30 protein-coding genes are annotated in these 25011 nt (G+C 61.3%); 9 read left to right on the forward strand and 21 right to left on the reverse strand.

Going from position 1 to position 25011, the window contains the following annotated elements; genetic code table 11:
• Position 1 precedes the first annotated feature (1 nt).
• The 7 genes from JQ616_RS16420 to JQ616_RS16450 all read right to left on the reverse strand — a co-directional run bounded on the left by JQ616_RS16420 (position 2) and on the right by JQ616_RS16450 (position 7762).
• The gene (locus JQ616_RS16420; RefSeq protein WP_212016342.1) at positions 2-772 is read right to left on the reverse strand and encodes an ABC transporter ATP-binding protein; all 771 of its coding nucleotides are present in this window, start codon (positions 770-772) and stop codon (positions 2-4) included.
• Positions 769-1755, reverse strand: coding sequence for a branched-chain amino acid ABC transporter permease (locus JQ616_RS16425; RefSeq protein WP_212015889.1), 987 nt, complete (start codon positions 1753-1755; stop codon positions 769-771). The genes JQ616_RS16420 and JQ616_RS16425 overlap by 4 nt, the downstream gene beginning before the upstream one ends.
• A gap of 7 nt (positions 1756-1762) precedes the next feature.
• Positions 1763-2647, reverse strand: a complete 885-nt coding sequence (locus JQ616_RS16430; protein ID WP_212015890.1) for a branched-chain amino acid ABC transporter permease — start codon at positions 2645-2647, stop codon at positions 1763-1765.
• Between the two features lie 51 nt (positions 2648-2698).
• Positions 2699-3952: an ABC transporter substrate-binding protein gene (locus JQ616_RS16435; RefSeq protein WP_212015892.1), complete on the reverse strand. Its 1254-nt coding sequence runs from the start codon at positions 3950-3952 to the stop codon at positions 2699-2701.
• A 68-nt stretch (positions 3953-4020) separates the two neighbouring features.
• On the reverse strand, positions 4021-6408 hold the full coding sequence (locus JQ616_RS16440; RefSeq protein ID WP_212015894.1) for a xanthine dehydrogenase family protein molybdopterin-binding subunit: 2388 nt from the start codon (positions 6406-6408) through the stop codon (positions 4021-4023).
• Complete coding sequence (locus JQ616_RS16445; protein ID WP_212015896.1) at positions 6405-6890, reverse strand: (2Fe-2S)-binding protein; 486 nt, start codon at positions 6888-6890, stop codon at positions 6405-6407. Before JQ616_RS16445 ends, JQ616_RS16440 begins: the two co-directional genes overlap by 4 nt.
• A complete protein-coding gene (locus JQ616_RS16450) occupies positions 6887-7762 on the reverse strand; it encodes an FAD binding domain-containing protein (protein ID WP_212015898.1) in 876 nt (291 codons plus the stop codon). The genes JQ616_RS16445 and JQ616_RS16450 overlap by 4 nt, the downstream gene beginning before the upstream one ends.
• Before the next feature lie 169 nt (positions 7763-7931).
• On the opposite strand from JQ616_RS16450, the gene JQ616_RS16455 reads away from it, so the two are divergent.
• Together JQ616_RS16455 and JQ616_RS16460 are read left to right on the forward strand one after the other, a co-directional pair.
• The gene (locus JQ616_RS16455) at positions 7932-9026 is read left to right on the forward strand and encodes an LLM class flavin-dependent oxidoreductase (RefSeq protein ID WP_212015899.1); all 1095 of its coding nucleotides are present in this window, start codon (positions 7932-7934) and stop codon (positions 9024-9026) included.
• Positions 9027-9042: 16 nt separating this feature from the next.
• Entirely contained in the window at positions 9043-9918 is an 876-nt protein-coding gene (locus tag JQ616_RS16460; protein ID WP_212016344.1) for a polysaccharide deacetylase family protein, read from the forward strand.
• 6 nt (positions 9919-9924) lie between these two features.
• On the opposite strand, the gene JQ616_RS16465 is transcribed toward JQ616_RS16460, so the two are convergent.
• The 9 genes from JQ616_RS16465 to JQ616_RS16505 all read right to left on the reverse strand — a co-directional run bounded on the left by JQ616_RS16465 (position 9925) and on the right by JQ616_RS16505 (position 16484).
• The gene (locus tag JQ616_RS16465; protein ID WP_212015901.1) at positions 9925-10611 is read right to left on the reverse strand and encodes a TetR/AcrR family transcriptional regulator; all 687 of its coding nucleotides are present in this window, start codon (positions 10609-10611) and stop codon (positions 9925-9927) included.
• On the reverse strand, positions 10608-11162 hold the full coding sequence (locus tag JQ616_RS16470; protein ID WP_212015903.1) for a flavin reductase family protein: 555 nt from the start codon (positions 11160-11162) through the stop codon (positions 10608-10610). The genes JQ616_RS16465 and JQ616_RS16470 overlap by 4 nt, the downstream gene beginning before the upstream one ends.
• A 10-nt stretch (positions 11163-11172) precedes the next feature.
• Positions 11173-12399, reverse strand: coding sequence for an acyl-CoA dehydrogenase family protein (locus JQ616_RS16475; RefSeq protein ID WP_212015905.1), 1227 nt, complete (start codon positions 12397-12399; stop codon positions 11173-11175).
• Positions 12400-12660: 261 nt separating this feature from the next.
• Positions 12661-13089: a GNAT family N-acetyltransferase gene (locus JQ616_RS16480; RefSeq protein ID WP_212015907.1), complete on the reverse strand. Its 429-nt coding sequence runs from the start codon at positions 13087-13089 to the stop codon at positions 12661-12663.
• Between the two features lie 86 nt (positions 13090-13175).
• Positions 13176-13469, reverse strand: coding sequence for a hypothetical protein (locus tag JQ616_RS16485; RefSeq protein ID WP_212015909.1), 294 nt, complete (start codon positions 13467-13469; stop codon positions 13176-13178).
• A 4-nt stretch (positions 13470-13473) separates the two neighbouring features.
• Positions 13474-13710: a hypothetical protein gene (locus JQ616_RS16490; protein WP_212015911.1), complete on the reverse strand. Its 237-nt coding sequence runs from the start codon at positions 13708-13710 to the stop codon at positions 13474-13476.
• A gap of 149 nt (positions 13711-13859) precedes the next feature.
• Positions 13860-14036 carry a hypothetical protein gene (locus JQ616_RS16495; RefSeq protein WP_349630000.1) on the reverse strand — a complete coding sequence of 59 codons (177 nt, stop codon included), beginning with the start codon at positions 14034-14036 and terminating at the stop codon, positions 13860-13862.
• Positions 14037-14115: 79 nt separating this feature from the next.
• Positions 14116-14277 (reverse strand): hypothetical protein, encoded by a 162-nt coding sequence (locus JQ616_RS16500; RefSeq protein WP_212015915.1) that lies wholly within the window; start codon positions 14275-14277, stop codon positions 14116-14118.
• 1823 nt (positions 14278-16100) lie between these two features.
• A complete protein-coding gene (locus JQ616_RS16505) occupies positions 16101-16484 on the reverse strand; it encodes a hypothetical protein (protein WP_212015917.1) in 384 nt (127 codons plus the stop codon).
• Positions 16485-17361: 877 nt separating this feature from the next.
• Here JQ616_RS16505 and JQ616_RS16510 point away from each other — a divergent pair.
• Positions 17362-17547, forward strand: a complete 186-nt coding sequence (locus tag JQ616_RS16510) for a hypothetical protein (protein WP_212015920.1) — start codon at positions 17362-17364, stop codon at positions 17545-17547.
• Positions 17548-17646: 99 nt separating this feature from the next.
• On the opposite strand, the gene JQ616_RS16515 is transcribed toward JQ616_RS16510, so the two are convergent.
• Positions 17647-17955 carry a hypothetical protein gene (locus JQ616_RS16515; protein ID WP_249136818.1) on the reverse strand — a complete coding sequence of 103 codons (309 nt, stop codon included), beginning with the start codon at positions 17953-17955 and terminating at the stop codon, positions 17647-17649.
• 208 nt (positions 17956-18163) lie between these two features.
• Between JQ616_RS16515 and JQ616_RS16520 the strand changes: the two genes are divergently transcribed.
• Entirely contained in the window at positions 18164-18424 is a 261-nt protein-coding gene (locus JQ616_RS16520) for a hypothetical protein (RefSeq protein WP_212015922.1), read from the forward strand.
• 7 nt (positions 18425-18431) lie between these two features.
• Here the strand turns inward: JQ616_RS16520 and JQ616_RS16525 are convergent, their stop codons facing one another.
• Complete coding sequence (locus JQ616_RS16525) at positions 18432-18785, reverse strand: phasin (protein ID WP_163158000.1); 354 nt, start codon at positions 18783-18785, stop codon at positions 18432-18434.
• Between the two features lie 192 nt (positions 18786-18977).
• Between JQ616_RS16525 and JQ616_RS16530 the strand changes: the two genes are divergently transcribed.
• Positions 18978-19163: a hypothetical protein gene (locus JQ616_RS16530; protein ID WP_163157998.1), complete on the forward strand. Its 186-nt coding sequence runs from the start codon at positions 18978-18980 to the stop codon at positions 19161-19163.
• Between the two features lie 12 nt (positions 19164-19175).
• Here JQ616_RS16530 and JQ616_RS16535 read toward each other — a convergent pair whose 3' ends face one another.
• The 3 genes from JQ616_RS16535 to JQ616_RS16545 form a co-directional block, all read right to left on the reverse strand.
• Positions 19176-19379: a hypothetical protein gene (locus JQ616_RS16535; RefSeq protein WP_212015924.1), complete on the reverse strand. Its 204-nt coding sequence runs from the start codon at positions 19377-19379 to the stop codon at positions 19176-19178.
• A 131-nt stretch (positions 19380-19510) separates the two neighbouring features.
• Positions 19511-20644, reverse strand: coding sequence for an alpha-hydroxy acid oxidase (locus tag JQ616_RS16540; RefSeq protein WP_212015926.1), 1134 nt, complete (start codon positions 20642-20644; stop codon positions 19511-19513).
• A gap of 164 nt (positions 20645-20808) precedes the next feature.
• Positions 20809-21828: a GlxA family transcriptional regulator gene (locus tag JQ616_RS16545; protein ID WP_212015928.1), complete on the reverse strand. Its 1020-nt coding sequence runs from the start codon at positions 21826-21828 to the stop codon at positions 20809-20811.
• A gap of 63 nt (positions 21829-21891) precedes the next feature.
• Between JQ616_RS16545 and JQ616_RS16550 the strand changes: the two genes are divergently transcribed.
• The 4 genes from JQ616_RS16550 (at position 21892) to JQ616_RS16565 (ending at position 24995) form a co-directional block, all read left to right on the forward strand.
• The gene (locus JQ616_RS16550) at positions 21892-22605 is read left to right on the forward strand and encodes a hypothetical protein (RefSeq protein ID WP_212015930.1); all 714 of its coding nucleotides are present in this window, start codon (positions 21892-21894) and stop codon (positions 22603-22605) included.
• A complete protein-coding gene (locus JQ616_RS16555; protein ID WP_212015933.1) occupies positions 22605-23897 on the forward strand; it encodes an MFS transporter in 1293 nt (430 codons plus the stop codon). Before JQ616_RS16550 ends, JQ616_RS16555 begins: the two co-directional genes overlap by 1 nt.
• Before the next feature lie 118 nt (positions 23898-24015).
• Positions 24016-24678 (forward strand): YqcI/YcgG family protein, encoded by a 663-nt coding sequence (locus tag JQ616_RS16560; RefSeq protein WP_249136820.1) that lies wholly within the window; start codon positions 24016-24018, stop codon positions 24676-24678.
• Positions 24675-24995 (forward strand): cupin domain-containing protein, encoded by a 321-nt coding sequence (locus tag JQ616_RS16565; protein WP_212015937.1) that lies wholly within the window; start codon positions 24675-24677, stop codon positions 24993-24995. Before JQ616_RS16560 ends, JQ616_RS16565 begins: the two co-directional genes overlap by 4 nt.
• Positions 24996-25011: the final 16 nt, after the last annotated feature.

Here is a 25011-nt window from a genome sequence, read left to right on the forward strand (position 1 = left end):
GTCAGTGCTCCCGCTGGCCGAGATAGACGCGCTTCACCGCCTCGTTCTGCCGGACCTCCTGCGGCGTTCCCTCAGCGAGCAGCTCTCCGTGGTGCAGCACGAGGATACGATCGCTGATCCCAAGCACCAGCTTCATCTTGTGCTCGACGAGAATGACCGTACGTTCCTTGGCGAGCTTTACGATCAGATCCATCATGGTCCGGGTTTCTTCCGGGCTCATGCCGGCCGTGGGTTCATCCAGCAGCAGCAAGCGGGGCTGGCTGGCAAGCGCCATGCCGATCTCCAGTGCGCGCTGCTCGCCATGCGCGAGCGTCCTGGCGGCACGTTCCCGGGAGTCCCATAATCCGACCAGAGCCAGCAACTCGTCCGCCCGTTCGACCAATTCGCTCAAGCGCGCGCGCGGTCGCCAGATGTCGTATCTCGACACCAGCGCCTGCAGGCCGACGCGAATGTTCTCACGCGTCGTGAGCTGCGGAAAGACGCTGGTGATCTGGAAGGACTTTGCGATCCCCATGTGAGCAAAGCGGTGCTGCGGCAGGCCGGTAACGTCCCTGCCCTCGAACTCGACGCTGCCCTTCGTCGGCGGAAAGGCGCCGCAAAGCAAATTGAAATAGGTGCTCTTTCCGGCCCCGTTCGGACCGATGATGGACGTGATCGCACCTCTGGAAAATTCGGCCGAGATGTTGTTGAGCGCGACAAACTTCCCGAACGTCTTGCCGACGCCCCTGGTGCGCAAGATGATTTCGCTGACTTGATCTGCCATGGCGGTCATCGTTTGCCCCGAGCGATCAACGTGCCCCAGATGCCGGCAGGAAAGAACAGCACGCATGCAACGAAGATGGCGCCAACGATCAGTTGCCAATGAACGGTCCACACGGAGACAATATTCTCCAGAATCAGGAAGACCGCCGCGCCGATCATCGGCCCGAAGAATGTCCCCATCCCACCAAGCAGAGCAATCATCACGACAAGGCCCGAGGTCTCGTAGTGCAGTATCTCGATCGGAACGATCGACAGATGCAGGGCCTGCAAGGCACCCGCGAGGCCGCAGAAGCCGCCTGACAAAACGAAAGTCAGCAATCGCGTCAGGGTCACGTCGTAGCCCGACGCGCGGGCACGCATCTCGTTCTCGCGCACGGCTTCAATGACGGCACCAAAGGGCGACGCGAGAATTCGCGACATCACGAAAAATGCGGCGATCACGAAAGCCGCAATAACGTAATACCGGATCATCGGATTGATGAAGTCGATCTGTAGGCCGAACAGATCGATGGTGCGAACATTGATGCCGCGGAGGCCGTTTTCTCCGCCGGTCAGGTCAACGGCTTGATAGAACAGGTAGTAGACACACTGCGACAGCGCCATGGTGACCATCGCGAAGTAGATGCCGCGGGTCCTGATCGCGAGCACGCCGATCACCAACGCCATCAGCAGGCCGCCGGCGATGCCGGCCGCGATCGCCGCATACCATGGCCAGCCGAAATGCACGATGGCGATGCCGCAGAGATAGGCACCGGTCCCGAACAGCGCCGCATGACCAAACGACAGAAGGCCCAGATAGCCGAACACGAGGTTGAAGCCGAGCGCGTAGAGCCCATAGATCAGAATGTTCACGGCGAGCGCCGTGAACGGCATCACCAGCGGGAAGACCAGGATCACCGCAGCTACAATGCTCGCGCGGTGCCGCGTTGCGAACTCGTACCAGCTTCCCGTCGTGGCAGGGGGCTGTTTGATCGACTGAGTCATTTCGGTCATGCCGGGCTCAGCTCATCAATCCGGCGCGGCCGAAGAACCCCTGGGGACGCACGATCAGAACGATCGCCATCAAGGCAAAGATCGAAACCTTGGCCATCTCGGGTGCAAACAGTGAGGTCATGCTGACCACCACACCGACCAGCAGGCCTGCCAGTACCGCGCCGCCGATCGAGCCCATTCCTCCCACCACCGTGACCACGAAAGCTTCAGCGAGGATGGTGCCGCCCATCTCCGGAATGACGCCCTGGAGCGGAGCCGCCAACAGCCCGGCGAGCCCCGCAATCGCGGTGCCTATCCCGAACACGATCAACCAGACCCTGGAAACATCGACCCCAAGCACGCGGACGATCTGCGGATCGCGCGCGCCGGCGCGGATAATGAGCCCGAAACTGGTCTTCTCCAGGAACAGCCAAAGCGCCAGCAGGACGACCGCGGTCGCTCCGATCACAAACAGACGGTAAAGCGGGAAATAGCCGACACCGATGTTGACGGCGCCTTGCAAGACCTCCGGCGTATCGAAGGGATAGCCGGTCTTTCCGAAAGCAATGCGCACGCATTCGACCATCACGTAGCTCAACCCGAAGGTCAGCAGCAGCGGATAGTCGATGCCGCGGCCATAGAGCGGCCGGATCAGCACGCGCTCGACGGCGAGGCCGAACAGCCCAATCAGGATCGGCACAGCCAGGAGACAGATCCAGAAATTGCCTCCGATCGAGATCAGATAAAGCCCGACATAAGCGCCAACCATATAGAACGCGCCATGGGCGAAGTTGACGACCGTCAACATCCCGAAGATCAGCGAAAGCCCAATCGCAAACAGTACGTAGATCGCACCGAGCGCCAGCCCGGCGAATAGTTGCAGAGCAATAAGGTCGAAGCTCAGGCCTGCCATTTGTCCCCCTCGGACGACGCGCACCACCCGCGGCGCGCGTCGTCGTATCGCTCAGCTCTTGTGACCAAGCGCTTCGCAGCTGCGCAGGTACTTCTCGTCGGGCTCTTCGGTCGAAAGGACTTCGAACACATCAGACTCGTTCTTCATGTCCTTGGACTTCGACTTGATCACGAGCACTGATTGCACCGACTGGTGATCGCACTTGCGATAGTATTGTGGTCCCTTGTAGTAGTCGTACTTCAAGGCCTCCAATGCGGCGACGACCTTGTCGGTCTCGACGCTGCCCGCGCCCTTGACCGCCTCGAGCACGGTCCGAACGCCGCCATAGCCGAGCGCACCGTAATCGGTCGGCAATTTGCCGTCATACATCTTGCGGAACGCGTCGTTGAACGCCTTGGTCGAGGCGAACTTGTCCTCGATGCCCCAATAGAACGAGCAACCGCCGACGACGCCGTCGAATGCCTGCGGACCCGCTGCGACGCGGCTGGCATGCGACAGTAGCGGCGCGATGATCTGGATCGATTTCTTGATGCCAAAGTCAGTGGCCTGCTTCAGCGCGATCTGCTGGTCGCGGCCGAAATTGCTGATGCAGAGAATATCGGGCTTCAGCGCCTGGAGACGAGGCAGCAGCGTGGAGAAATCTGTCGTTCCCAGCGGATGGCGGATGTCACCGAGATTCTCGATGTTGAATTCCTTGCCGACCTCGAGGAAGCCGCGAACCATCTCGTGGCCATAGGCGTAATCCGCGGTGAGGAACGCAACCTTCTTGCCGAATTTGGCGAAGGCGTAGCGGCCGACTGCGCCCGACGTCATGTGCGGGTTCAGCGCCTCGTGGAAGGTGTACTTGCTGAAGTCTGCCGCCTCGTTGATGGCGTCGGACTGGCTGATCGAATTGAAGATGACACCGCGCTCCTTGGTGACGTTGTTGATCGCGAGTTGAACCGCCGCCGACAGACTGCCGACGACGAAATTCACCTTCTCCTTCTCAACGAGCTCCAGAGTCCGCGTTGCCGCCTCGCCAGGATTGAGCTTGTCATCGCGCACGACCAGCTCGGCCTTGCGGCCGTTGAGACCACCGGCATCATTGAACTGGGCGACAGCCAGCTGACCGGCCCGCACCTGGTCCTGGGCCTCGGCGCCATACGGCCCGGTCAATGGAACGGGGAAGCCGATCTTGATAGGTGCTTCCTCAGCCTGCAGCAGATTGATGCGAAACGGTGAAACGGCGAGAGCGGCGCCGGCACTTGCCGTCGTCAGCAGACGACGCCGCGATATCGATCCAGCTTTGATGACCTTGCTCGTCATGACTATTCCTCCCCAAGAACTGTCTGTGTTTTGCTTATCGTCTTATCTTTGCCTGGAACGTCTCCACATCAGATTCGTCCCAAGGCCGTCAGGATAACCTGAGGCGTCAGCGGAATCTCTGTAATTGTTGCGCCGAACGGCCGCAGCGCGTCGTTGACCGCGTTGGCAACCGCAGCTGCCGCGCCAGCCGTCCCCGCCTCGCCCGCCCCCTTGGCTCCCAGCTCGGTCTCCTGCGTCGGGGACACCACGTGGCCGATCTCGATATCGGGCATCTCGCCGGACATCGGGACCAGGTAATCCGCCATGTTGGCGTTGGTCAGCTGACCGCGTTCGTCATAGATGCACTTCTCGAACAGCGCCGCGCCGAGCCCCTGCACGACGCCGCCCCGGATTTGCTCGTCGACCAGCTGCGGGTTGATGATGGTGCCGCAGTCCTCGACGACCCAATGTTTCAGCAGCGTCACGAACCCGGTCTCGGTATCGACCTCGAGCCATGAGGCCTGCACGCCGTTGGTGAACGCAAACGGATATTGGCGCGGAACGAAATGCCGGGTCGCCATCAACTCGGGCTGGATGCCGGGCGGAAGGGTGTCTGGCCGGAAATAAACGATCCGCGCCAGCTCGTTCAGCTCCATGCGTGGCGCGCCGTCGCCGGCGTTGACGATGCTGTTGTTGACGATATCGAGCCCGGCCGGCGTCGATTGCAGGATGGCCGCCGCGACATCGAGAATATTCCGGCGCAGAACTTTGGCTGCCTGCAATGCGGCTTCGCCGCCGATGCCAGCGCCGCGCGAGGCCCAGGTGCCGCCGCCATAGGGCGTATTGTCGGTGTCACCCAGGGTCACGCGAACCCGATCCATCGAGACACCAAGCACACTACCCACGATCTGGGCGGTGAGCGATTCCGACCCTTGCCCCTGCTCGGTGATACTGGTCTGGCAGATCACCGATCCCTGCGCGTCGAGCCGGACCGCGACACCATCCTGCGACGAGATTTTGGCGCCGCCGACGCCGTAAAAGGCCGCGCTGGGGTTGGTCACCTCGATGAAGCTGGCGATTCCAATGCCCCGGTAAATGTTTCTGGCTCGCAACGCCGCTTGCTCGGCGCGCAACGCGTCGTAATCCATCATCTGAAGCAACTTGGCCAACGAGACGTGATGCGAAAGCTGCTCGAACTTCATGCCGGAGGGTGACGCGCAGGGATAGGCATCGTCGGCGATCAGGTTGCGCCGGCGGATTTCGACGGGGTCCATGCCGATCTTCGCTGCGGCCAGATCGACCAGGCCTTCGGTGACTGAACAGGCAATCGGATGCCCAACCGCCCGATATTGGCACATGACGTTCTTGTTCTGGAAGACGACCCGCGCCCGCGCCCGATAGTTCAGCGCCACATAGGGCCCGCCGACCAGATTGACCACCTGATTTGCCTCGATGGCACTGGTGCGCGGATACATCGAGTACGGACCGATCCCCGTCAGGTCATCGATCTCGAAGGCCGTGATGGTGCCGTCCGGTTTGACGCCGATCCGCCCTCTGCATCGATGATCGCGGGCGTGAATGTCCGTGTTGAAGCTCTCGACGCGGTCGGCGACGAATTTGACCGGCCGGCGCAATAACTTGGACAGCGCATAGGTTGCCATTTCGTCGGCGTAGATATGAACCTTGATGCCGAACGAGCCGCCGACATCCTTGCAGACCACCCGGACCTGCGCTTCCTTCAATCCGAGATGCAGGGCCGCGATGTTCTGCACCATGTGAGGCGCCTGCGTGCCCTGATAGATCGTGAGCCGCGCCTCGGCCGCGTTCCAGTCGGCAACAACGGCCCGTGGCTCAAGCGTGACGCCGGTGTGGCGCCCGAAGACGAAATCGGCCTCGACGACCTCGGACTCCGAAAATGCATGGTCGACATCGCCGGCATTAAGGGTCCGTTCAAAAGCAAGGTTGTCGCCGAGCGAGGCGTGAATGACCGGCGTTGCCGAATCGAGCGCCGTGCGCATGTCGGTAACCGCCCCGAGCTCCTCGTAGTCGACCGCGATGTGCTCCATGGCATCTTCGGCTGCCGCGCGGCTGGTCGCCACAATCGCCGCAACTGCCTCACCCTGCCAGCAAACCTTGTCGACCGCGATCGCGTGTTGCGGCGCCGACTTCAACCCCTTCAAATGCGACAGCACGCCGACCCACGGCGTGATAACACGCTCAAGTTCGCGACCTGTGACGATGGAAATGACGCCGGGCATGCGCTTGGCCGCGTCGGCATCGATCGCCCCAATTCTGGCGTGGGCATATGGCGAGCGTAGAAAAACCACATGCGCCATCCGTGGCAATTCCAGATCACTGACGTATTGTCCGCGTCCCTGCAGCAGCCTGTCGAGATTTGGGCGCGGCACCGTCTTGCCGATGTAGGAATTCGGCCGGTCGAGCACCGAAAGGCCTGCTGGCGCACGGGTCACCGTCATGCGGCCCGCTCCGCGCGCGTCTTGGCTGTCGCCTCGACAGCGTCAACGATGGCCTGATAGCCGGTGCAGCGGCAATAATTGCCGGACAGATGCTCGCGGATCGCCCGGCGATCAGGTACGGACGTGTGCTTCAGCAGGTCCTGCGCTGTCATCAGCATTCCAGGCGTACAGTAGCCACACTGCAATGCATTGCGCTCGCGAAAGGCCGCCTGCAGATCAGCGATCTCACCGCTATCGGAGAGCCCTTCGATAGTCTCGACTGACGCGCCCTGTGCCTGCACCGCCAGCATCAGGCAGGAGCGAACGATCTCGCCATCGATCCGGACGGTGCAGGCACCGCACACGCCGTGCTCGCAACCGACATGGGTTCCCGTCAGCTTCAGATTATCGCGGAGAAAGTCAGCGAGATTGAGCCGCGGCAAGATGACGGCGTCGATGGGTTCACCGTTGACCAGAAGCGAGACTGGAATCGGAGCGTTCACGAGGTCACCCCGAGTTCCGGCCTTGCCAGCAAGGCAGCCACGCAGCGCCGGAGCAAGACTGCGGCGAGATGCCGGCGCATGGCTGGGCTAGCCTGCTGATCTTCCTGTGGATCGAGTTCGTCGGCGAGCGCCGTCGTTGCCTCCGCGAGCAAGGCCGGCGTCACGGATACATTGATCAACCTGTTGGCGGCCGCAGCGAGCAGCGGTCGATCGCCAACGGCAAAGAAGCCGAGCCGAAGCTCGGCGAACCGGTCGCCCGCGACGACAGCGCGAGCGGCGAGACCAACGAGCGCATAGTCACCATGCCGCCGGGCATACTCGTGAAAGAAAAATGCGGAGCCGTGGCCTGCGACCGGCACCTCGACCGCGACCAGCAATTCATCCGGCGCCAGCGCCGTGTCGTAGATTCCATTGAAAAACGCGGTGGCAGCAATCCGACGCTCGCCGAGCGGCCCACGAACAACGATCGTGGCGTCAAGCGCAACAACACAGGCTGGCAGTTCCGACGCAGGATCGGCATGGGCGAGGCTGCCGCCAATCGTTCCGCGATTGCGAATTGCGGGATGAGCAACTTGCGCAACCGCATCGCGCAGCAGCGGCGCGTGCAGCGCAACCTCCGGCGAATGGAGCAGATCGACATGCCGGGTCAGCGCGCCAATAGCCAGCAGATCTCCCCTCACCGCGATGCCGCGCAACTCGGCGAGGCCACCGATATCGACCAGAATGTCCGGGGATAACAGCCGCAGGTTCATCGCCGGCATCAGGCTCTGGCCACCCGACAGAACCTTCGCCTTGTCGCCATGCGCGGCGAGCAGCTCCAGCGCATTCACGACGCTGGTCGCGCGGGCGTAGGCGAAAGCCGCAGCTTTCATGTGGGCGTGGCCTCCCGGGCCCAATTTTAGTTTGGCCGATTAGAGGGCCGCCCCCATCAAAGGTCAAGCTTGTTTATCGAGTGATTATTTGTTCGGCAGGACTTGTCTTCGTGGCGGGAAGGACGCAGGTTCGTAACCAACTAAAGTTCAACGCGCAGGGGCGCGGATCATGAAGCTCGGGTTCTTTACGATGCCGATCCATCCTCTCGATAAGGATTGGCGGCAATCGCTCCGGGAGGACCGTGAGGCCTTCCTGCTTGCCGATGAGCTCGGGTTCAGCGAGGCCTATGTCGGCGAGCACGTCACCGACAAGGCCGAGAACATAACGTCCAGCATCGCTTTCATTGCCTGGCTCGCGGCCGCGACCAAGCAGATCAAGCTTGGAACCGGCACTATCAACATGCCGAACACGCATCCGGCAACCGTCGCTGCATCCGTGGCCATGCTCGATCACATGCTCGATGGCCGCTTCATATTCGGCATAAGTCCGGGCGGATTGCTGTCAGACGCGGAGATCTTCGGCAATCTTGATGCTGATCGCAATGCGATGTTCCTCGAGGCCATCAATCAGGTTCTCGATATCTGGGCCGGCAAGCCGCCCTATGATTTGCAAGGCAAGTATTGGAATGTCTCGGTCAAGAAGACCCTGATCGAGGATATTGGCCAAGGAATCGTAGCCCGTCCCCTGCAGACCCCGCACCCCCCGATCGTGGTGACCGCGGTTGCGCCGTTCTCAAAGGGCGTCACGGAAGCCGCGGCACGCGGCTGGGATCCGATCTCGGCAAACTTCCTGATGCCCGCCTGGGTGAAGAGCCATTGGCCCAAATATGTCGAGGGTTGCGAGCGTGCGGGCCGGGCCGCCAACACTGCCAATTGGCGCGTTGCCAAGAGCGTGTTCGTCGCAAACGACGCTGCAACGGCGAAGGCCTATGCCACGTCATCAGACAGTCCCTACGTGTATTATTATCACCAGCTATTCACGAAGCTGAAGCGCAGCGGCCGGCTCGAGCTGTTCAAGACACGGCGCGACCAACCAGACGCTGAGGTTACGTTGGATTCGATCTGCGACAAGCTGATCATCTACGGCACGCCCGAAAGCGTGGTCGATCAGTTGCTGGCGTTCCAGGAGGAAACCGGCCCCTTCGGAACTCTGCTCTATGCCGGCAAGGACTGGAGGGATCGCGAGCTTGGTCGTCAATCGATGATCCTGATGGCCGAGAAGGTCTTGCCGCGCATCAATGCCGCAGGCGCCGGGCCAGCGTGATCCAGGGAGTTCCGACATGGCCTTTACTGATCGCATTCCGTACCAGGCACAGGTTGATCGGCCGAAGCTGACATTGCCCGGCGGCAAGAAGCTTGCCGTCTGGGTCATCCTCAACGTCGAGGAATGGCGGATCGGGAATGCGATGCCGCGTACCGTCCTGAGCCCGCCGATGGGCCAGCCCCTGCTGCCTGACGTGCCGAATTGGTCCTGGCATGAATACGGCATGCGTGCCGGCTTCTGGCGACAATTCAAGGCATTCACCGATCGAAAGATACCGGTGACGCTGGCTGCGAATGCCAACGTCTGCAACACCTATCCACGTGTGGCGTCCGCGGCGCTTGAGGCCGGGTTCGAATTCATGGGTCATGGTTTTGTCCAGGGCCCGATGCACAAGCTGGAAAACCAGGCGGACGCAATCAAGCGCGCGGTCGATACCATTGCGGAATTCACCGGCAAGCCACCGCGATCATGGGAAAGCCCAGGCTTGACCGAGACTGAAGAAACGCTCGATCTCCTGCGCCTCAACGGGATCGAATACGTGGCGGACTGGGTGATCGACGATCTCCCGCAGGACATCGCCACACCCCACGGAACCGTGACGACGATTCCCTATTCCGTCGAGACCAACGACATCGTCATTCACGCGCTTCAGCACCTTCCATCGGAGCAGTTCCTGACGCGCTGCACCGACCAGTTCGATCGGCTGTATCTCGAAGGCGCAGAGAACGCACGGATCATGGCAATCTCGGTGCATCCCTACATCACCGGAGTGCCACATCGAATTAAGTACCTTGAGGCTTTGCTCGATTACGTGCTCGGCCACGACGCCGTAGCACTGATGACGGCAAGCGAGATCGGCGATTGGTATCGGGGCCAGATGGCGACGACGTAGAGCGGTTCAGCCGACGACCTTGATCGGCGCCCGTCGACGGTCGGTCGCAACCTCCGCCATCTTCTCAAATCCCGCGAGGAAGATATCCAGCGCATCACTGATCATCTGCGCCTTGTCCTCCAGGACAGGCGCTTCGTAGATGTACTTGCGTACGCCATAGTAGAAGATGCCGCCGTGAAACACCCAGGCTAGCTCCAGCTCGGCGGCGCTGGGCCTGCCTTGCGCTGCAAGGCCGGCGTCGTGGCGGCATTCCCTGAGGATACGGGTCAGGATCTTGTCCCTGACCATGCCGACATACCACCGATTGATATCGAGGCCTTTCAGGCCAGAATAGAGATAGATCCTCAGCCATTTCCGGTTGAAGATCGCGTCCGTATAGATTTCGTAGAATTCCTGCAGCCGCATGCGGAGCGGTCGCGACCGATCGGACAGTATTTTCTCCCAGCCGATCTCAAGCGGTTCGAGATATACCTTGCGATAAACCTCCTTGATGAGATCGTCCTTGCTCGGAAAGTATCGGTAAAGCAGCGGCTGCGTCACACCGAGCTTGCGAGCGAGCGCGCGCGTGCCGCCCCCAAATCCCTCCTCCGCGAAGAGCTCGGTTGCCTTGGTGACGAACTCACTGCGACGGTCGTCGGCTGATAGTCGCCTCTGCTTGACTCGCGCTCGCTTGGCCGGCGTCTTTCGATTCATGATGACTTGTTACCATCGTCAGCCAGGAACCGGCCAAAACCTCCGTGCGCGAATAGCAGCGGATTGCTCCGGTTGTACGCGTATGCTTCGACCGCTCCCAGGAAAATAACGTGATCGCCGCCATAGTAGCGATTGGCCGCACGACATTGAAAATTTGCGACCACGTCGGCCAGCACGGGAGCGTTCCCGAGGCCTGCTTTCCAGCTCACACCGGTAAACTTGTCACCGGATGATCTGGCAAACTGCGTCGCCAGCGCTTGCTGGGACGCGTCAAGCACGTTGACCGTAAAATGGCTGGCATTCTGGAAGATCGGCAGCCCCTGCGAGAACATGCCGAGGCTCCACAGCACCAGCGGCGGGTTGAGCGACACCGACGCGAACGAATTGCATGTGATTCCGTACGGCCGTCCTTCGGCCGACATCGCGGTGACGATCGTCACACCGGTCGCAAACGTGCCGAGTGCATTGCGGAAGTCACGAGGATCGATCGTCGAACTGTCGCTTGCGAGCTCGCTTGCCGGATCCGTCAGATGTTTGGGTGAATCAGACATCCAGCGAGCCTCAGAGCGTCAGGTTTTCGGACGGCAGCCCAAGAGCCACCCGCCCGTAGTTGGTGCCCGCCGCATCAAAATTGAAGGCGAGATGAGCGTTTACCGCATGCGCATCGCGGAATTGACGCTGCAGCGCCCCCGAGGTGAACAGGCTGCGCGCCCCGCTCGCGGCAAATAGAAGCGACACCGCTTCGGTACACAGATTGACCGTGAACGCGCCATCGCGCCGCAGCTTCGTCTTTTGCGCAATACTCGGGATATCGCCGCGCCGGACTTGCGCAAGCACCTCAACGCAGTTCGCACGCATGATAAGCCGCGCGGCATCTATCTTCGCCGACGCCTCGGCGATCTTGATCTGTGTGCTCTGCAGGTCCCCGATCTTGGCCCGGTTATATGTCGAGGCGCGATGTCGCGCGATCTCGACATAATCGTCAAGGCAAGCCTGGGAGTTTCCCAGGCCGACTCCGGACAACACGTAGGGAAACAACGAAAAGACCGGAAGCCTGTACAGAGCGTTCGGATTGACGACACTGCCTGGCGTCGCACCACCGGCAAGATCGCTGACGGCAACCGTCATATGCTCAGGAACGAATGCGTCGATCACGCGCACATCGTTCGATCCAGTTCCGCGCAGGCCGGCCGCATTCCAGGTATCGTCGATGCTGTAGTCTCGTCGGTTCAACAGGAATAGTCGATATTCGACGCCATCGGCCTCGTCATCCGAGGCAACCACGCTCGCAAGCATGTTCCATCCGCAGGCTTCCACTCCGGACGAGAACGGCCAATGACCGTTCAGCATATATCCGCCGGTTGTCTTCCTGGCACGGCCCGCCGGGAAGACAAAGGAAGACGCGATCAGCGCGTCTGGATTTTCGCCCCACACCGCAGCCTGCGCCTCGGGGGCGAACATCCCCAGCATCCAGTGATGACTTGCAAGATTGGCGAAGTTCCAGGCGACCGAGGCATCACCCTGCCCCAGGGCATCGGCGCAATCGACCAAGGCAACATAGTCGAGTTCGCTGCCTCCGACGCGCTTCGGCTGCAGGATCCGGAAAAGACCGCTATCCTGCAGTTCCCGTTCGGTCTCCGGCGGCAAACGGCGCAACTCTTCAGTTCGCTGCGCCCGCTCACGCAAGGCTGGAACGAGCGCGGCGGCCCGGGCGACCATGACCGAATAACGATCCACATCCGGGCTTGGCGGTACCTTCGCGTCGAGCCCGCGGCCAACCTCCACCATGGTCTCTTCCTTCGTTCGATCTCCAGGACGTTTGCGCATGCGATCGAGCCGTGCGGCCTAGTTTATCGATCGATCACCAGAGATCAAGGCGCGCAAAGCTACGTCCGGCGAAATCAACAATCGGGGATCGCGGTCGCACCAACGACCGCTCGTCGAACGAGCAATTTGCGGCCCAGGAACGTAAGGGCACCCGGCGGCCTATTCGGCCATCGGGCGCTCAACGTCGTCGCATCTTGCATCAGTTCGCCCACCTGACAGTATCTAGACAAGCTCCTTCCGCCAATACAGCGAGTGCTGCCACGCCCACGGCGCGACGGGCTCGAAAAGCCGATACCCCAGCCTGATAAAGTTATTGGCCGAGATACAGTTGTCGGTCGTATCCGAGACGATCGCTTTCCAGCCGGCCCGCCGCCCTCGCGCTTCCAATGCGCGTGTAAGCCGCACTTGTAGACCATGACCGCAGTGCGGCATCGCGACGCCAACCCGGCACAGATATCCAGCATTGGTAACATGGGTTGAAGGCATAACGCCCGCGAATGCGATCGGACTGGTTCCGCGGAATGCTATCCACCAATATCCCTGCTCGAAGTCCGGTACGCGGGTCCCGTCGCAGAAAGTCAGCTGATGAAGCTCGGCAAGTGAGTCAGCGATCTCATTGTCCAGCGGATCTACTTCACTTATCCGATACATTGCCGCACCTCGAGAGTCATATTGTCAGCTAAGGCGCCCAGATCCACGATCTGGACGTCTGTCCCCGGGCGCGGGGATAAGGCGCGTTATTTTCCGAGCGTGGCCTTGATGCCCAGCCAGACCGCGCCGAGAAAGCCGGTAGCGATCACGGTGATGACCGCTTTGAAGGTATAACTTTGCGCCTGCTCGACGCTACGCCGCCAGCGCCGGAGGTGCTGAAAGTCCGCGCGCAACTCACGTCGGTCTCCCTCTTCGAAGCCGAATGAAGTCAGGACGGTCGCAATAGTCTTGACCACGACGGCGTCGATATCGCTCCTTCGCACCCGATCTTGCTCAATAAGCGTTTCCATCACGATCGCTTTGACATCGGCTTCCTGCATCCCGTCACCGTCGAATGATGCGTGCGACATTTTCGAACGTGCGCTTTCCAAAATAGAAGCCCATGATCATGCCGGCCCAGGTGCTTACATCTCCCGTGAGTTGTGGCGTCGTCCCAAGACCGAGAACCTTGTCCCAGATGACGCATTTTCCCGAACCGCGGCCACCGAATGCCCCCTTGTAACGCGCCGGCCGCAACAGCGGCTCGAACACTTTTGCGGTCGGAATTTTCAGGATCGACAAGGCTGCTCTCGATAAGGCAAGGCCACTCGCGCGCAGGCGGTGGCCTTGCTGCGATCGTCGGCCGTAGATTGTTATTGACAAGGACGCGGCCTGATCAGGCCAGTACACCGACCTGGACGCAGCTCCGCCCGCATTAAACGCCGCAACTGTTAATCCTCTTCGCCTTCAACGTCGTCAGGCTCAACGATGATCCTCTCGATGCGGTGCACAAGTTCGAGCGCGCTGTCGCCGTTTTCGATCGCCTGCGGCGCTTTGCCCCATCCACGATCGAGGATAGCATTGGCAGCGGAGACGCGGGCAGCCGGCGTTGCATTGGTCGAGCGCATGACGCCGACCAAGGCGTTGAGCGCGCTTCGCGTGTGGCTCCTCGCAAGCGAACGGATTTGTGTAATCGTCTTCGCCACCTCACTTCTCCTGCCAATCGGACGGCAGATATTCGCTCGGCGCCGTGTCCGCGTGATCCGGTTCGGGGCCGGGCAGTGCCGAGCGGAATGCAATCGTCGGAAAATCTGTCTGCTCGCGATCCCGGCGCGGGCGCGGAATGAACTGGATGATCTCGGCGCTCATGCCGCCTCCAACAATGCAATGGCGATCAGACTCACGAGCGCGAGCGATATCAGATAAGCGATCATGCAACCTCGTTGATCGGCTGTCGGCGCGCGATGCGGCCATGGAATGAAATGTGCGGCAGATCGCGCAACGGGCAGCGATCTTTGGGGCGCGAACCTTATCCCTGACGAGTGGGGCCGCGGGCGGCGCCGGCTTCCGCCGCGCCGCAGGACCGGCGCGTTCGCGCGCACCGGCCAATTAGTGCTCGTATCAATTGGGTTCGGACGGCGGCACGCTTGCGACGCTCAGGCGACAGGCTGGGAGCATGTGGCGTCGTGACGGTGCGGCCGCCGTCCGATTGGTGAAACGGCAAAGAAAAAGCCCGCCGCGGATTGCTCCGCGCGGGCTCAACAATTTCTGATTTTCGGATTATGCCCCTGAGTTGCCCGACGTGTCAACCGTTCTTACAACCTGAATACGATCGGTAATATGCGATGCGCCAGCAGCTACGGCGTAGATGTTTGTAGTGGAAATTTTCAAGGTCGACGAGGCTCCTGCCGATAGGACAAGACGCATGCGCGCCGAGCCACCGCCTTGCTGCGATTAACGGCGCCTGACGATCACTGACGAGGATGTGGCCGGATCAGGCTGGCCAGCCAATCACTAAAATCCATCTCCGGAACACCGGAATTGTCCGGAATGCCAAACACCGACGGCGGCAGATATCGCGTAGGCTGCCCGCTGAACGGGCCTAGCGGTCTCGACGAGGCCGAAGGCGTGCCCACGGGCGATAGGACTTGGGAAACCGCTCGTTGAATGTAACGGGCGGGCTGGAAGGCAAGATCGATGCCGACGGAACGAACGGCACGGCCGGCGCTCCGGCGTCGAATGCAGTCTGGCCCTCGCGTGCGAGCGGTACGCAGACCAGGCGCCGAATAGCCGCTCTCTTGGTGGCTTCCTCCCGCGAAACATCGTCGGGTGACGCTGCGAGCGGCTCGGCCGCGCCCCTCGCAGCAGATGCCGGCACCGCGCTCCAGCGGTCTGCAAAGTCGGCCGGACCGTCGGCTAACGACCGCGCCAATTTGCGGAACATAGGGAACACCGCGCTGCGCAGCATTCAATTTTCTTCTTAGCACCGCTCAGGAGCCGGGCCTTGCTTGTAAAACTGAACAAGCAACGCACGTTGCAGCTCCGGGCTCAAGCCGTTCCAGGCATTGATCCAGTCGTGGGATCTCCATTGACGCTCATGTTGGATTGATAGACGCCAAGGCCATGCCGCAAATATGCGGCCATCGTTGATGCCGTAAGCGCCTTGTCGCCGCCGTTCTGCAACGCGACACCAGCGGAATATAGATTATTTACATAAGGTGCGAAGGCGGGATGATCTGGATACTTAGAAATTGCCCGAATCGCATTGTGGAATTTGATGCCGGCCGGACCGTAGTCGACGAGCAGATGATTTCTGAACTTCTTCAGAATATCCGATCCAACCGTTACCGCGCTTGGATCGGCATCGTATATAGCACGGATAAAATCCGACGCTGCTTGCTCGGGATTACGCTCCTCCCTACTGCGTACGCTGCGGAAAGAAATCCATCCGCGTCGAGAGATGACAGCCGAGCTTTCATCTGATTCCAGTGGCTCGCAGTTTGGTCGAACTGCTCCTGAGCCAAACTGCCAGCGATCGCTTCGGCCGGTACTCCGTACCGCGCTGCCCCGATAGCGATTTGAGGCGCCATCGATTGAACCTCTGCCAGGGTTTTCTTACGGTATGACCGAACGGGAGCCATGGTCGACCTGATCTTTCGCCGGATGTAAGGGCTTCCGATCGCTACCGGCGTTTACGAAAGGGCCGAGATAAGAGAGGCCATTCCCACCCAATCTACAATGATGCATGTGAGGACTACGGTGCTCCACAAGCGCGCGCGGATTAGCCGCTTGATGCGCGCCAGTATAGCCATCAGGACAATAGCGAGCGGCGAGCACCACAGCAGCATGTTGATTGCGAGCAATCGAATAGCAGGGTCTGAGAACGAAGCAAGGAGTACTGTCGTAATCGCGACCGCCAACGGCGAAAGGCCGAAGACGATGCCGATCGACAGGAGCAATCTGTAAGTCGCTGGACGGAGACGGTGAAAATACGTCGGAAACACGCACCCGATAGCGGCAACCGCAGAGAAATGATTGATCATCGGCAAGGCGTTGAAAACTTGCTCGACGTCCATGAACTGTCCCCGCGGAAGCGATTTAGATAAGCCATCACCCAACTGCTCATTATTGAACCAGCGAGTCTGAAGAACACCCGACGTTCACCGGGAGCAAATCAGAGGTGCATATCTGTCCCCTAAAGCTATATGAGCAAATGCAGCCGGCAGGGTCCATCGACCCGAGCAGTTGTTGCGCATGGTTCAGGATTTTTTGTGCAGAAGATCGCGAGCAGATAAGCGATCATGTAACCCCCATTGATCGGCCAATCACGCGCGGTGCGACGATGGAATAACATGTGCGGCAGATCGCGCAACGGGCGGCGATCTTTGGGGCGCGAACCTTATCCCTGACGAGTGGGGCCGCGGGCGGCGCCGGCTTCCGCCGCGCCGCAGGACCGGCGCGTTCGCGCGCACCGGCCAATTAGTGCTCGTATCAATTGGGTTCGGACGGCGGCACGCTTGCGACGCTCAGGCGACAGGCTGGGAGGATGTGGCGTCGTGACGGTGCGGCCGCCGTCCGATTGGTGAAACGGCAAAGAAAAAGCCCGCCGCGGATTGCTCCGCGCGGGCTCAACAATTTCTGATTTTCGGATTATGCCCCTGAGTTGCCCGACGTGTCAAACCCTTTTTGCGGGTTGAACGCGATCGGTAAAATGCGATGCGTCGGCTTCGACGGTGAGAAACCGCCTTGAACGAAAGTCAGTGCATGATCCCGGAATCGCAACACGTGCCGGCGTCGATCGCCGTATGCTCGTTGCGATGATGTCAGTGTGCCGGTGAGTTGCCCGACGTGTCAAGTTGGAGATCGGCTCACAACATTTGGATCGACATCAGGACAATTTTGGCTCGCGTCGGTCGACCCGTGCCGCAGTTCGATTGCAAGGAGGAAGCGTCGATGTATTTCGTTGCTGCCGTGCTCGCGGTCCTGTCCGGCCTGTTCTATGCCGCGGGCCATCACCAGATCGGTTCGATGGGCGTCACGATGTGCCAATATGGCGGAATCTTCTGCGACAGTCCCGTGCTGGTTCTCGTCGGTGCGGGATTCGCCGCAGTGTGGGGCATGCTCGTCAGCGTGCGCTGATCATCAGCGATAGTGCCGACAGTGATTTTTGTGCCACCGGCTTGTCCGGCGAGTCAATCTCGCCACGTTGCGCCGATGAAATCCCGTCCACGCCTCGTATCATTGGGCAGGGATCGGGTTAGCCGGTTGAGCGGGCTTGGGACCGGGCGGAGCGGGCTCAATCGGCGTCTTTGGCTCGGTCGGCATCACCCTAGCGCCAGCAGCGCGTGCCGCCTCGCCGGTCGTTGAGTAGTTCGCGGAAGCGGCCGGCTGCACCTTCGGCTTGCTCCACGGACCGTGGTCGACAATCAGCATTCCCAACACACCAAGGATCGCAACAATGGCTGCGACCAACAGCGGCGTGCCACCGTGCCGGCTTCGCTGCTTGACCGAATGGCCATCCGCTATGCCATGCGCATGCGTTGTCATCGTCGTCTCCTCCATGGAGACAAGCCGCGACCTGCGCGCAAGTTTCCGGTTCCCCCATCAGAAAGCGAGACACGCCTGTGGAACCAATCCACAACTGCTGAATTTTCCACGATATGTGGTCACTACCCGCCGTTCAAACAAAACGCGCGAGCCGGTGGCGGCCAAAGGCAACAGTCACCTGGCTTCCAGTCAAACCGCGGCACGACAGATGAGCACCGAAACGCCCGAGTCTCCGCTACAGCCCACACTCGGCGAGCGCGCGATCGATACCGCAACAGACGTTTCGCGCACCATCACGGAGGTCTCGGACGGACTTCGCGCGGCGGCGGATCGCCTCAGCGACGCGATCGCGACCTCGCGTCGGCCCGGCGGAGCCCTCGCCACGGTCAGTGCGGTCACGCGCGAAGCGCCGCTTGCGAGCCTGTTCGTCGCGTTTCTGCTCGGCGTCGCCGTCGCGCGCCGGCGCTAGGCGCGTCCTAGAACTTGCCTTTCGCCGCGTCCTTGGTCGCGGACATCACGCTTCCGCTGATCTGGCGCATATGTTCACCGGCATTGGTGAACTGGCTGCGCAGGAACTCCGACTGAATCCGCATCGCCTCCTGCAGATCAGTCGCATGCACGAGCTTGCGCGCGTGCTCGAACGCCGCCTTCATGTTCTGCTCGGTGAACGACAGCGCCTGTTTGGAAATCTCGGTCCCCGTGCCCGGCATCGCCGTCATCGACTTGCTCGCGGCATCAAAGAACAGGCTGAAAGCCTGTTCGGCCTGGTCAATGGTCTTTTCCGCGAGATCGCGCAACTCGGCGGGAACTTCAAGCTTCGGCTCAATCATGATCGCCCCCTGAAATAAGCGTCCGGCGACGTTAGCATAGATCGTGACGCCGTCAGCGCCCGTATCGAGGAAAAATTACCTAGCTGAGGCCGGATCGCGCCGCAGCCGATTCCAATCATGTCAGCACTGTGGCATAGTGATTCGGCCTCGTTGTTGGTCGCGTTCGCGTCTCTTGGGGAATAAGGGGATCCGATGCTGCGCGCCGTTCGTCCGACACCAACCTGCACCCGATTCAAAACCAGCATAGAGATGCCGTGCATGAAGTGCGGCACGCAAATGCGGCTCGCCCTGATCGAGCCGCGCGACCAAGTCTACGACGTCCTGACCTATCAGTGCACGCCCTGCAATGCCGGCGAAAGCTTTCTGAACGCGCGCTAGCCGCCGGATCGCTCAGTCGTTCAGCACCGCGGCCCCCGCCTCCGTCAGCTCGGGCTCGTCGTCATGCAGCTCGACCAGACCGAGCTCGGTGAGAACGCGCAGATCCTCGTCGCTGACCGGCGACAATTTGAGCCGGCCGGCCTGGATATCCCGGAGGGTCCAGCGCAGGCCGATCGCCCGTTCAAGTGAAAATTCAGCGAATGGATCGTTTGCCATTCGCCTCGACTAGTGCCGCATTTGGATCAGACTTTGTCTTAGCCGCGGCGGCTTCATGGACGGCACAGATTGATGGCGCGCGATCGAGGCACCCCCGCGCCCCGATCGCGTCATGTATCTCTCGTGGCCGGTCAGTAGCGATAGGGCTCGATATCAAGCAGCGGGAATGCGCTGAACACGCTCGGCAAATTGGTCGGCATTGCCGGATGCAGGTAGGACTTGTCCAGTTCGGCGAAGCTGGTGACGCCAAGCAGACCGAGGCAGCGGATCACTTCGTCCTCCAGCAATTCAAGCATCCGAACGATGCCCGCCTCGCCGGCCGCGGCCAGCGCCCAGCATTGCAGGCGACCGATCCCGACCAGGTCGGCGCCCGAGACGATAGCCTTCACGATGTCGGTACCGCGGCAGATCGAGCCGTCGACCATGATCTTGGCGCGGCCCGCGACGGCCTGGACGATCTCGGGCAGGACATGCATCGACCCGCGGCCATGGTCGAGCTGCCGTCCGCCATGATTTGAGACGTAGATCCAGTCGACTCCATGGTCGATCGCGATCCTGGCGTCTTCGGCGGTCGCGATGCCCTTGAGGATCAGCGGAATCTTGAACTTGTCCTTGATCAACTTCACCGTCCGCCATTCCAGGCCCTTCTGGAAGTCGCCGCCGGTGGCGCGGATGCGGCTCTCGCGGACATAGCGCTTGGCAATGTCGCGCTCGCGCCGGCTGTAATGGGCAGTGTCCACGGTGAGGCAAAACGCGGCGTAGCCGTTGTCGACGGTACGGCTGACCACGTCCTCGACGAAGGCGTCGTCGCCACGCACATAGAGCTGGAAGATGCGCAAGGCATCAGGCGCCGCCTTGGCGGTGTTCTCGAGCCCGGGCTCCGATACGGAGCTCAGCATGTGCGCCGCGCCAAACGTTCCCGCGCCGCGCGCAACGGCCGCGCCCGCGTCCGGATCGAAGATCTCGAGCGCGCCAACCGGAGCGATCATCACGGGAAGCCGTAGCTTACGTCCGAACACCTCGGTGGACGGATCGATATTGATGACGTTGCGCAGGACGCGCGGCCGGAACGCGATCTCGTCGAGCGCCATTCTGTTGCGGCGCATCGTGGTCTCAGTTTCGGAGGCGCCGACGATGTAGTCCCAGGCGTTCTGGTTCAACCTTGCGCGGGCCTTTTGCGCGAATTCGTGCAAGTTCTGGAATTCCTCGCCGCTGGCGCCGAGCTCAACATTGCGCGCCTGTCGAATGGGGGTCCCGTCATTCATGGTGTTTCTTCTCCCGATTTGGCCGGCACATTAGCCGCAGACAAACCGGAAAAGCTACCACCTGAGCGACGAATCCGGCCAACGAAGGCCAGCTATTCGCTCGTGGGATAGATCCGCTTGCGACGCGAAGCGCCCACATCCGAACCGAGCTCGCCTGAGGCGGGCTAACTGCCCGAGAACCGGTTTCGGTACTCGGTCGGCGACACGCCGAGGTGGCGCAGGAAGGCCCTCCGCATTCGTTCGTCGTCGCCAAATCCCGCGCGCTTGGCGACCTCGACCACGCCGCCGATCTGACGGCTTTCGAGCAGCAAGCGCGCCGTTTCCACGCGCAGCGCCTCGACGCCGCTCGCCGGCGTCATGCCGGTGCGGCTGACATAGGTCCGGGCAAAGGTGCGCGGCGTCATCCCCGCCTTTTCCGCGAGGGTCTCGACCTTGAGGTCTTCAGTAATGTTCTCGATGATCCAGGCGTGCAGCGCGCTGAAGCGTCCCTCGACGTCCGATGCCTGGGCTGCAAGGACGGTCGAAAATTGGCTCTGACCGCCGGGCCGTTTCAGAAACACCACAAGCCTGCGCGCAACGTCGAGCGCGATGGTGTGGCCGAAATCCTCCTCGATCATGGCCAGCGCCAGATCGATGCCGGCGCTGACCCCCGCCGATGACCAGACATGTCCGTCCTTGACGAAGATCGCGTTGGGCTCGACCCGGATGTTGGGGAAGCTGTCCTGTAGACGCGGACAATAACGCCAGTGCGTTGCAGCACGCTTGCCGTCCAGGATCCCGGTCCAGGCCAGGGCAAAGGCGCCGAGGCATACCGACGCGATCCGGCGTGCCTTCGGCAGCGCCTCCGCGATCCAGTTCATCAACGCGGCGTCGTTGCGGATCTTCCAGATGCCGGGCCCGCCGGGGATCACCAGCGTGTCGACCTCGGTGGGCGCAAGACTGGCGATCGGCGCCGTGTCGATCATCATGCCGACATCGGTCGGCACCAGGCCGCCCGAGGTCGATAGGTAGGACAGCGCGTAGTCGGGCCCGGGCAGCTCGATCGCCTCCAGTTCTGCGAACACCTGCGCCGGCCCCGAGATGTCGAGCAAGGTCACGCCTGGAAAGGCGATGATCGCGATCCGCCGCGCGGCTTTCTTGTCGCGCGCCTCGGGCCGGGGCGGTTTGGCAGTTTTCGAGGGCATATTGTCCTTTAAGCCATTGGAGGCCGCCCTGTATAGCTCGCGATGGAATTCTGGAGTTCTGCCATGTCGCGACATCTGGGCAGCGGATATGAGGCGATCAAATCGCCTTGGACGGACTACGCGGTCTACAGTCTACCCGACGCCTCCCGGATCGAAGCCTGCGACCGTCAGCCGCTGATGGACGCCATGAACGGCATCATTGCCGTCAACTGGCAGGCTACCGAGCCGCATTGGACAGCAACCTCCTCGCCCTTCGACAAGAAGTACAGCCTGATCCTCGTCTATGACGGATCCGGCCTCGTGGCTTTCTCCGTCTACCGCGTCCTGCAGATGTCGGCCGGACTTGGAATCTATCGAAGCGGCACGGAAGTGCTGCCTGCGCACCAGGGCCGCGGCTTCTACGGCTTCTTCACATCGGAAGTCCTGAAATGCTCGGGCGCAACCGAGCGGCCCGACGGCAACGTGCTCTATGGCTGGCGCACCCGCAATCCGATCGTCTGGGCAGCGAACGCTAAGATTTGCGAAAAAGTGTCTCCATCATTGCTCGACGATGCGCAGGATCCGGCGTTGCAGGCCGCGTGTATCGAGATGTGCACCTCGCTCTATCCGGGCAAGCCGCTCGAATTGCCGGACATGATCATGCGCGGCGCTTACGGCCACATTAAACACCATCGGCAGGCCTATCATGGCACCGCGTCGCTGGTCGATGCTGCGATGTCGCGCAAGATTCCGAATTCAGCGGATGCCCTTTTCTCAGTCGGTTACGCGAGGGTCTGATGTCGATGCTCGGACAACAAGCAGTTTACGCCCCGACGTCGCGCTTCACTGATCGCGCCTATCTCGCATGGACGGCGGTAGCGATCGCCTACGCCATTGCCTTCCTGCAACGCGTGTCGCCGCAATCGGTAAGCCTCAGCTTCATGCACGACTTCAACACCGATGCAGCCGGTGTTGCGATGCTGGCCTCGAGCTATTTCTGGGGCTACACATTGATGCAGATCCCGGCCGGACTTCTGGTCGATCGCTACGGCGTCAAGCGCGTCGTCCTCGTCAGCATGATCGCCTCCTCGCTCGGCAGCGCCGCCTTCGCGCTGGCACCGAACCTGCTCGACGTCTTTGCCGCGCGCCTGATCGTCGCCTGCGGTGACGCGCTGGTCTTCACCGCACTCCTGAAGCTGGTGGCGCAGAGCTTCTCCGACGAGCGGTTCGGCATGATGTCGGGCATCTCGCAGGTCTCCGGCTATGTCGGAGGCGTGATTGCGACCACGCCGCTTGCCGCCGCCGTCTCCGGGTTTGGCTGGCGGGCCTGCTTCCTGTTCATCGCCTGCATCGGACTTGCCAACCTCGCCTTCGCCAAGCTCGCGCTCAAGCCCGATCCGGCCTCGCATAGCAACAAGACGCTGAAGGGCGTCGTGATCGCTGCGCGGCAAGCGCTGGCGCATGTCGCGAACTGGGGCTGCGCAATGACGTTTGCCTCGCACTTTGCGGTCGTGACGACGCTGTCGGGCGTCTGGGGCATTCCGATGGTCGCCCATTTCTTCCATATCTCGCCGACGGCGGCCGGAACGCCGCTGCTCGCCTTCATGATCGGCAACGCGCTCGGCTCGATCTTCCTCGGTCACGTCGCCGATCGTGCCGCAGCGGCACTCGACCGCGCGTTGATCGGCATCTGCGCGTTGCGCATGCTGCTGATCGCAATGCTGCTGCCGCCGATCGCGCAGACATTTGGTCTCGCCTACGTCACTGTTGTGTTCACGGCTCTGGGCCTCGTCGCCGGCGGCACCGTCCCGCTGGTGCTGAAATGCGTCAAGAAGCTCTACACCGCGGACCTGATCGGCGTCGGCGCCTCCGTGAACACCACTGCCGCCGGGATATTCGCCGGCATCGCGCAGCCCATCATCGGCTTCGCGATGCTTGCCGCGAGCCACGCCTCCGGAACCGACGCCGTGCACAACACGGCCGCGATCGATGACGGCGGCTACAGCGCCTTGATCGTCATTCTGCTTCTCATGTCGTTGCCGGGTATTGCCGGGCCACTCGTGATGAGAAGCAAGTTGATAGCTCGTTAGTGTCGTTATGAGTGTAGGGGGTATTATGGAGCGCTTGTTCTTGAGAAAAGGCGAAGTCGCGTCAAGCTTTCCGGTCAGCAGTTGGCAAAGCGTGATGTTCTCCGAGTTTGAGGCTCAGATGAGCAGCGAGGCAAGACCGTTCCCTTGCGTGTTCGGAGTGACCGGACATCGCCAGGACCAGCTCCGCTACCTCTTCCTCGATCCGTATGATGTCGCAGTGCTCGGCGAGCAACTCGGACAATACGTGTCGGAGGCGCGTTCATTCGGTCCCAACACGTCGTTGATCGTGTTCACGCGGCCTCGCCCGGTCCAAACGCTCGACGCCTATTATCGCAAGATGTGGCTGACGCTCGACCAGCTCGCGCGGCTGGACAAGAATCCATGGCCGACGGAGATTCCCGAACAGATCGATCACCCGATGTGGGAATTCTCGTTCGCGGGCGAGCCGATCTTCGTGGTCTGTACGACGCCTGCGCATGTGATGCGCCAGAGCCGGCGGTCCAGCGCCTTCATGCTGACGTTCCAGCCGCGCTGGGTGTTTGAAAAAATCCTCGGGACGGAAAAGGCGGCGAACGCCGCGTTCGCCGAGGTGCGCAAGCGCTTGATCCCGTATGACAGCGCCAGCCCCTCTCCGCTTCTCGGCCGCTACGGCGCGAGCGAAGGTCGCGAATACCTGCAGTACTTCCTGCACGACGACAACAACGCGAGCGCCGGCTGTCCCTTCGCCAAGCTCGCGCAGAACAAGACGCCACCGATCGCGAACAAGGAACAGGCAGCATGACCCAGATCATCGCGGGCACGAAGACCACATTTGCCATTGATCCGGAGATCCTGAACCTGCTCCCGGCCCAGGGCTCCGTCGAGTTGCAGCATGATGCGGCCGGCAAGGTGCATCACTTCCACACCCATCCGGTCGATGAGATCCTGATGATCGTCAGCGGCCGGCTGAACTTCATTTGGGATGGCGGCGAGCGGGTGGTCGGTGCCGGTGACACGATCCTGCTGCCTGCCGGCACCCGGCATCAATCCGAGGCGCTCGAGGGCGGCGCAATCTACGTGATCGCGATACAGCCGCCCGCGAAACCAATGAACCACTGACGCACAGGAGAGATTG

It is taken from the genome of Bradyrhizobium tropiciagri, assembly GCF_018130545.1.
Taxonomy (GTDB): Bacteria; Pseudomonadota; Alphaproteobacteria; order Rhizobiales; family Xanthobacteraceae; genus Bradyrhizobium; species Bradyrhizobium tropiciagri_A.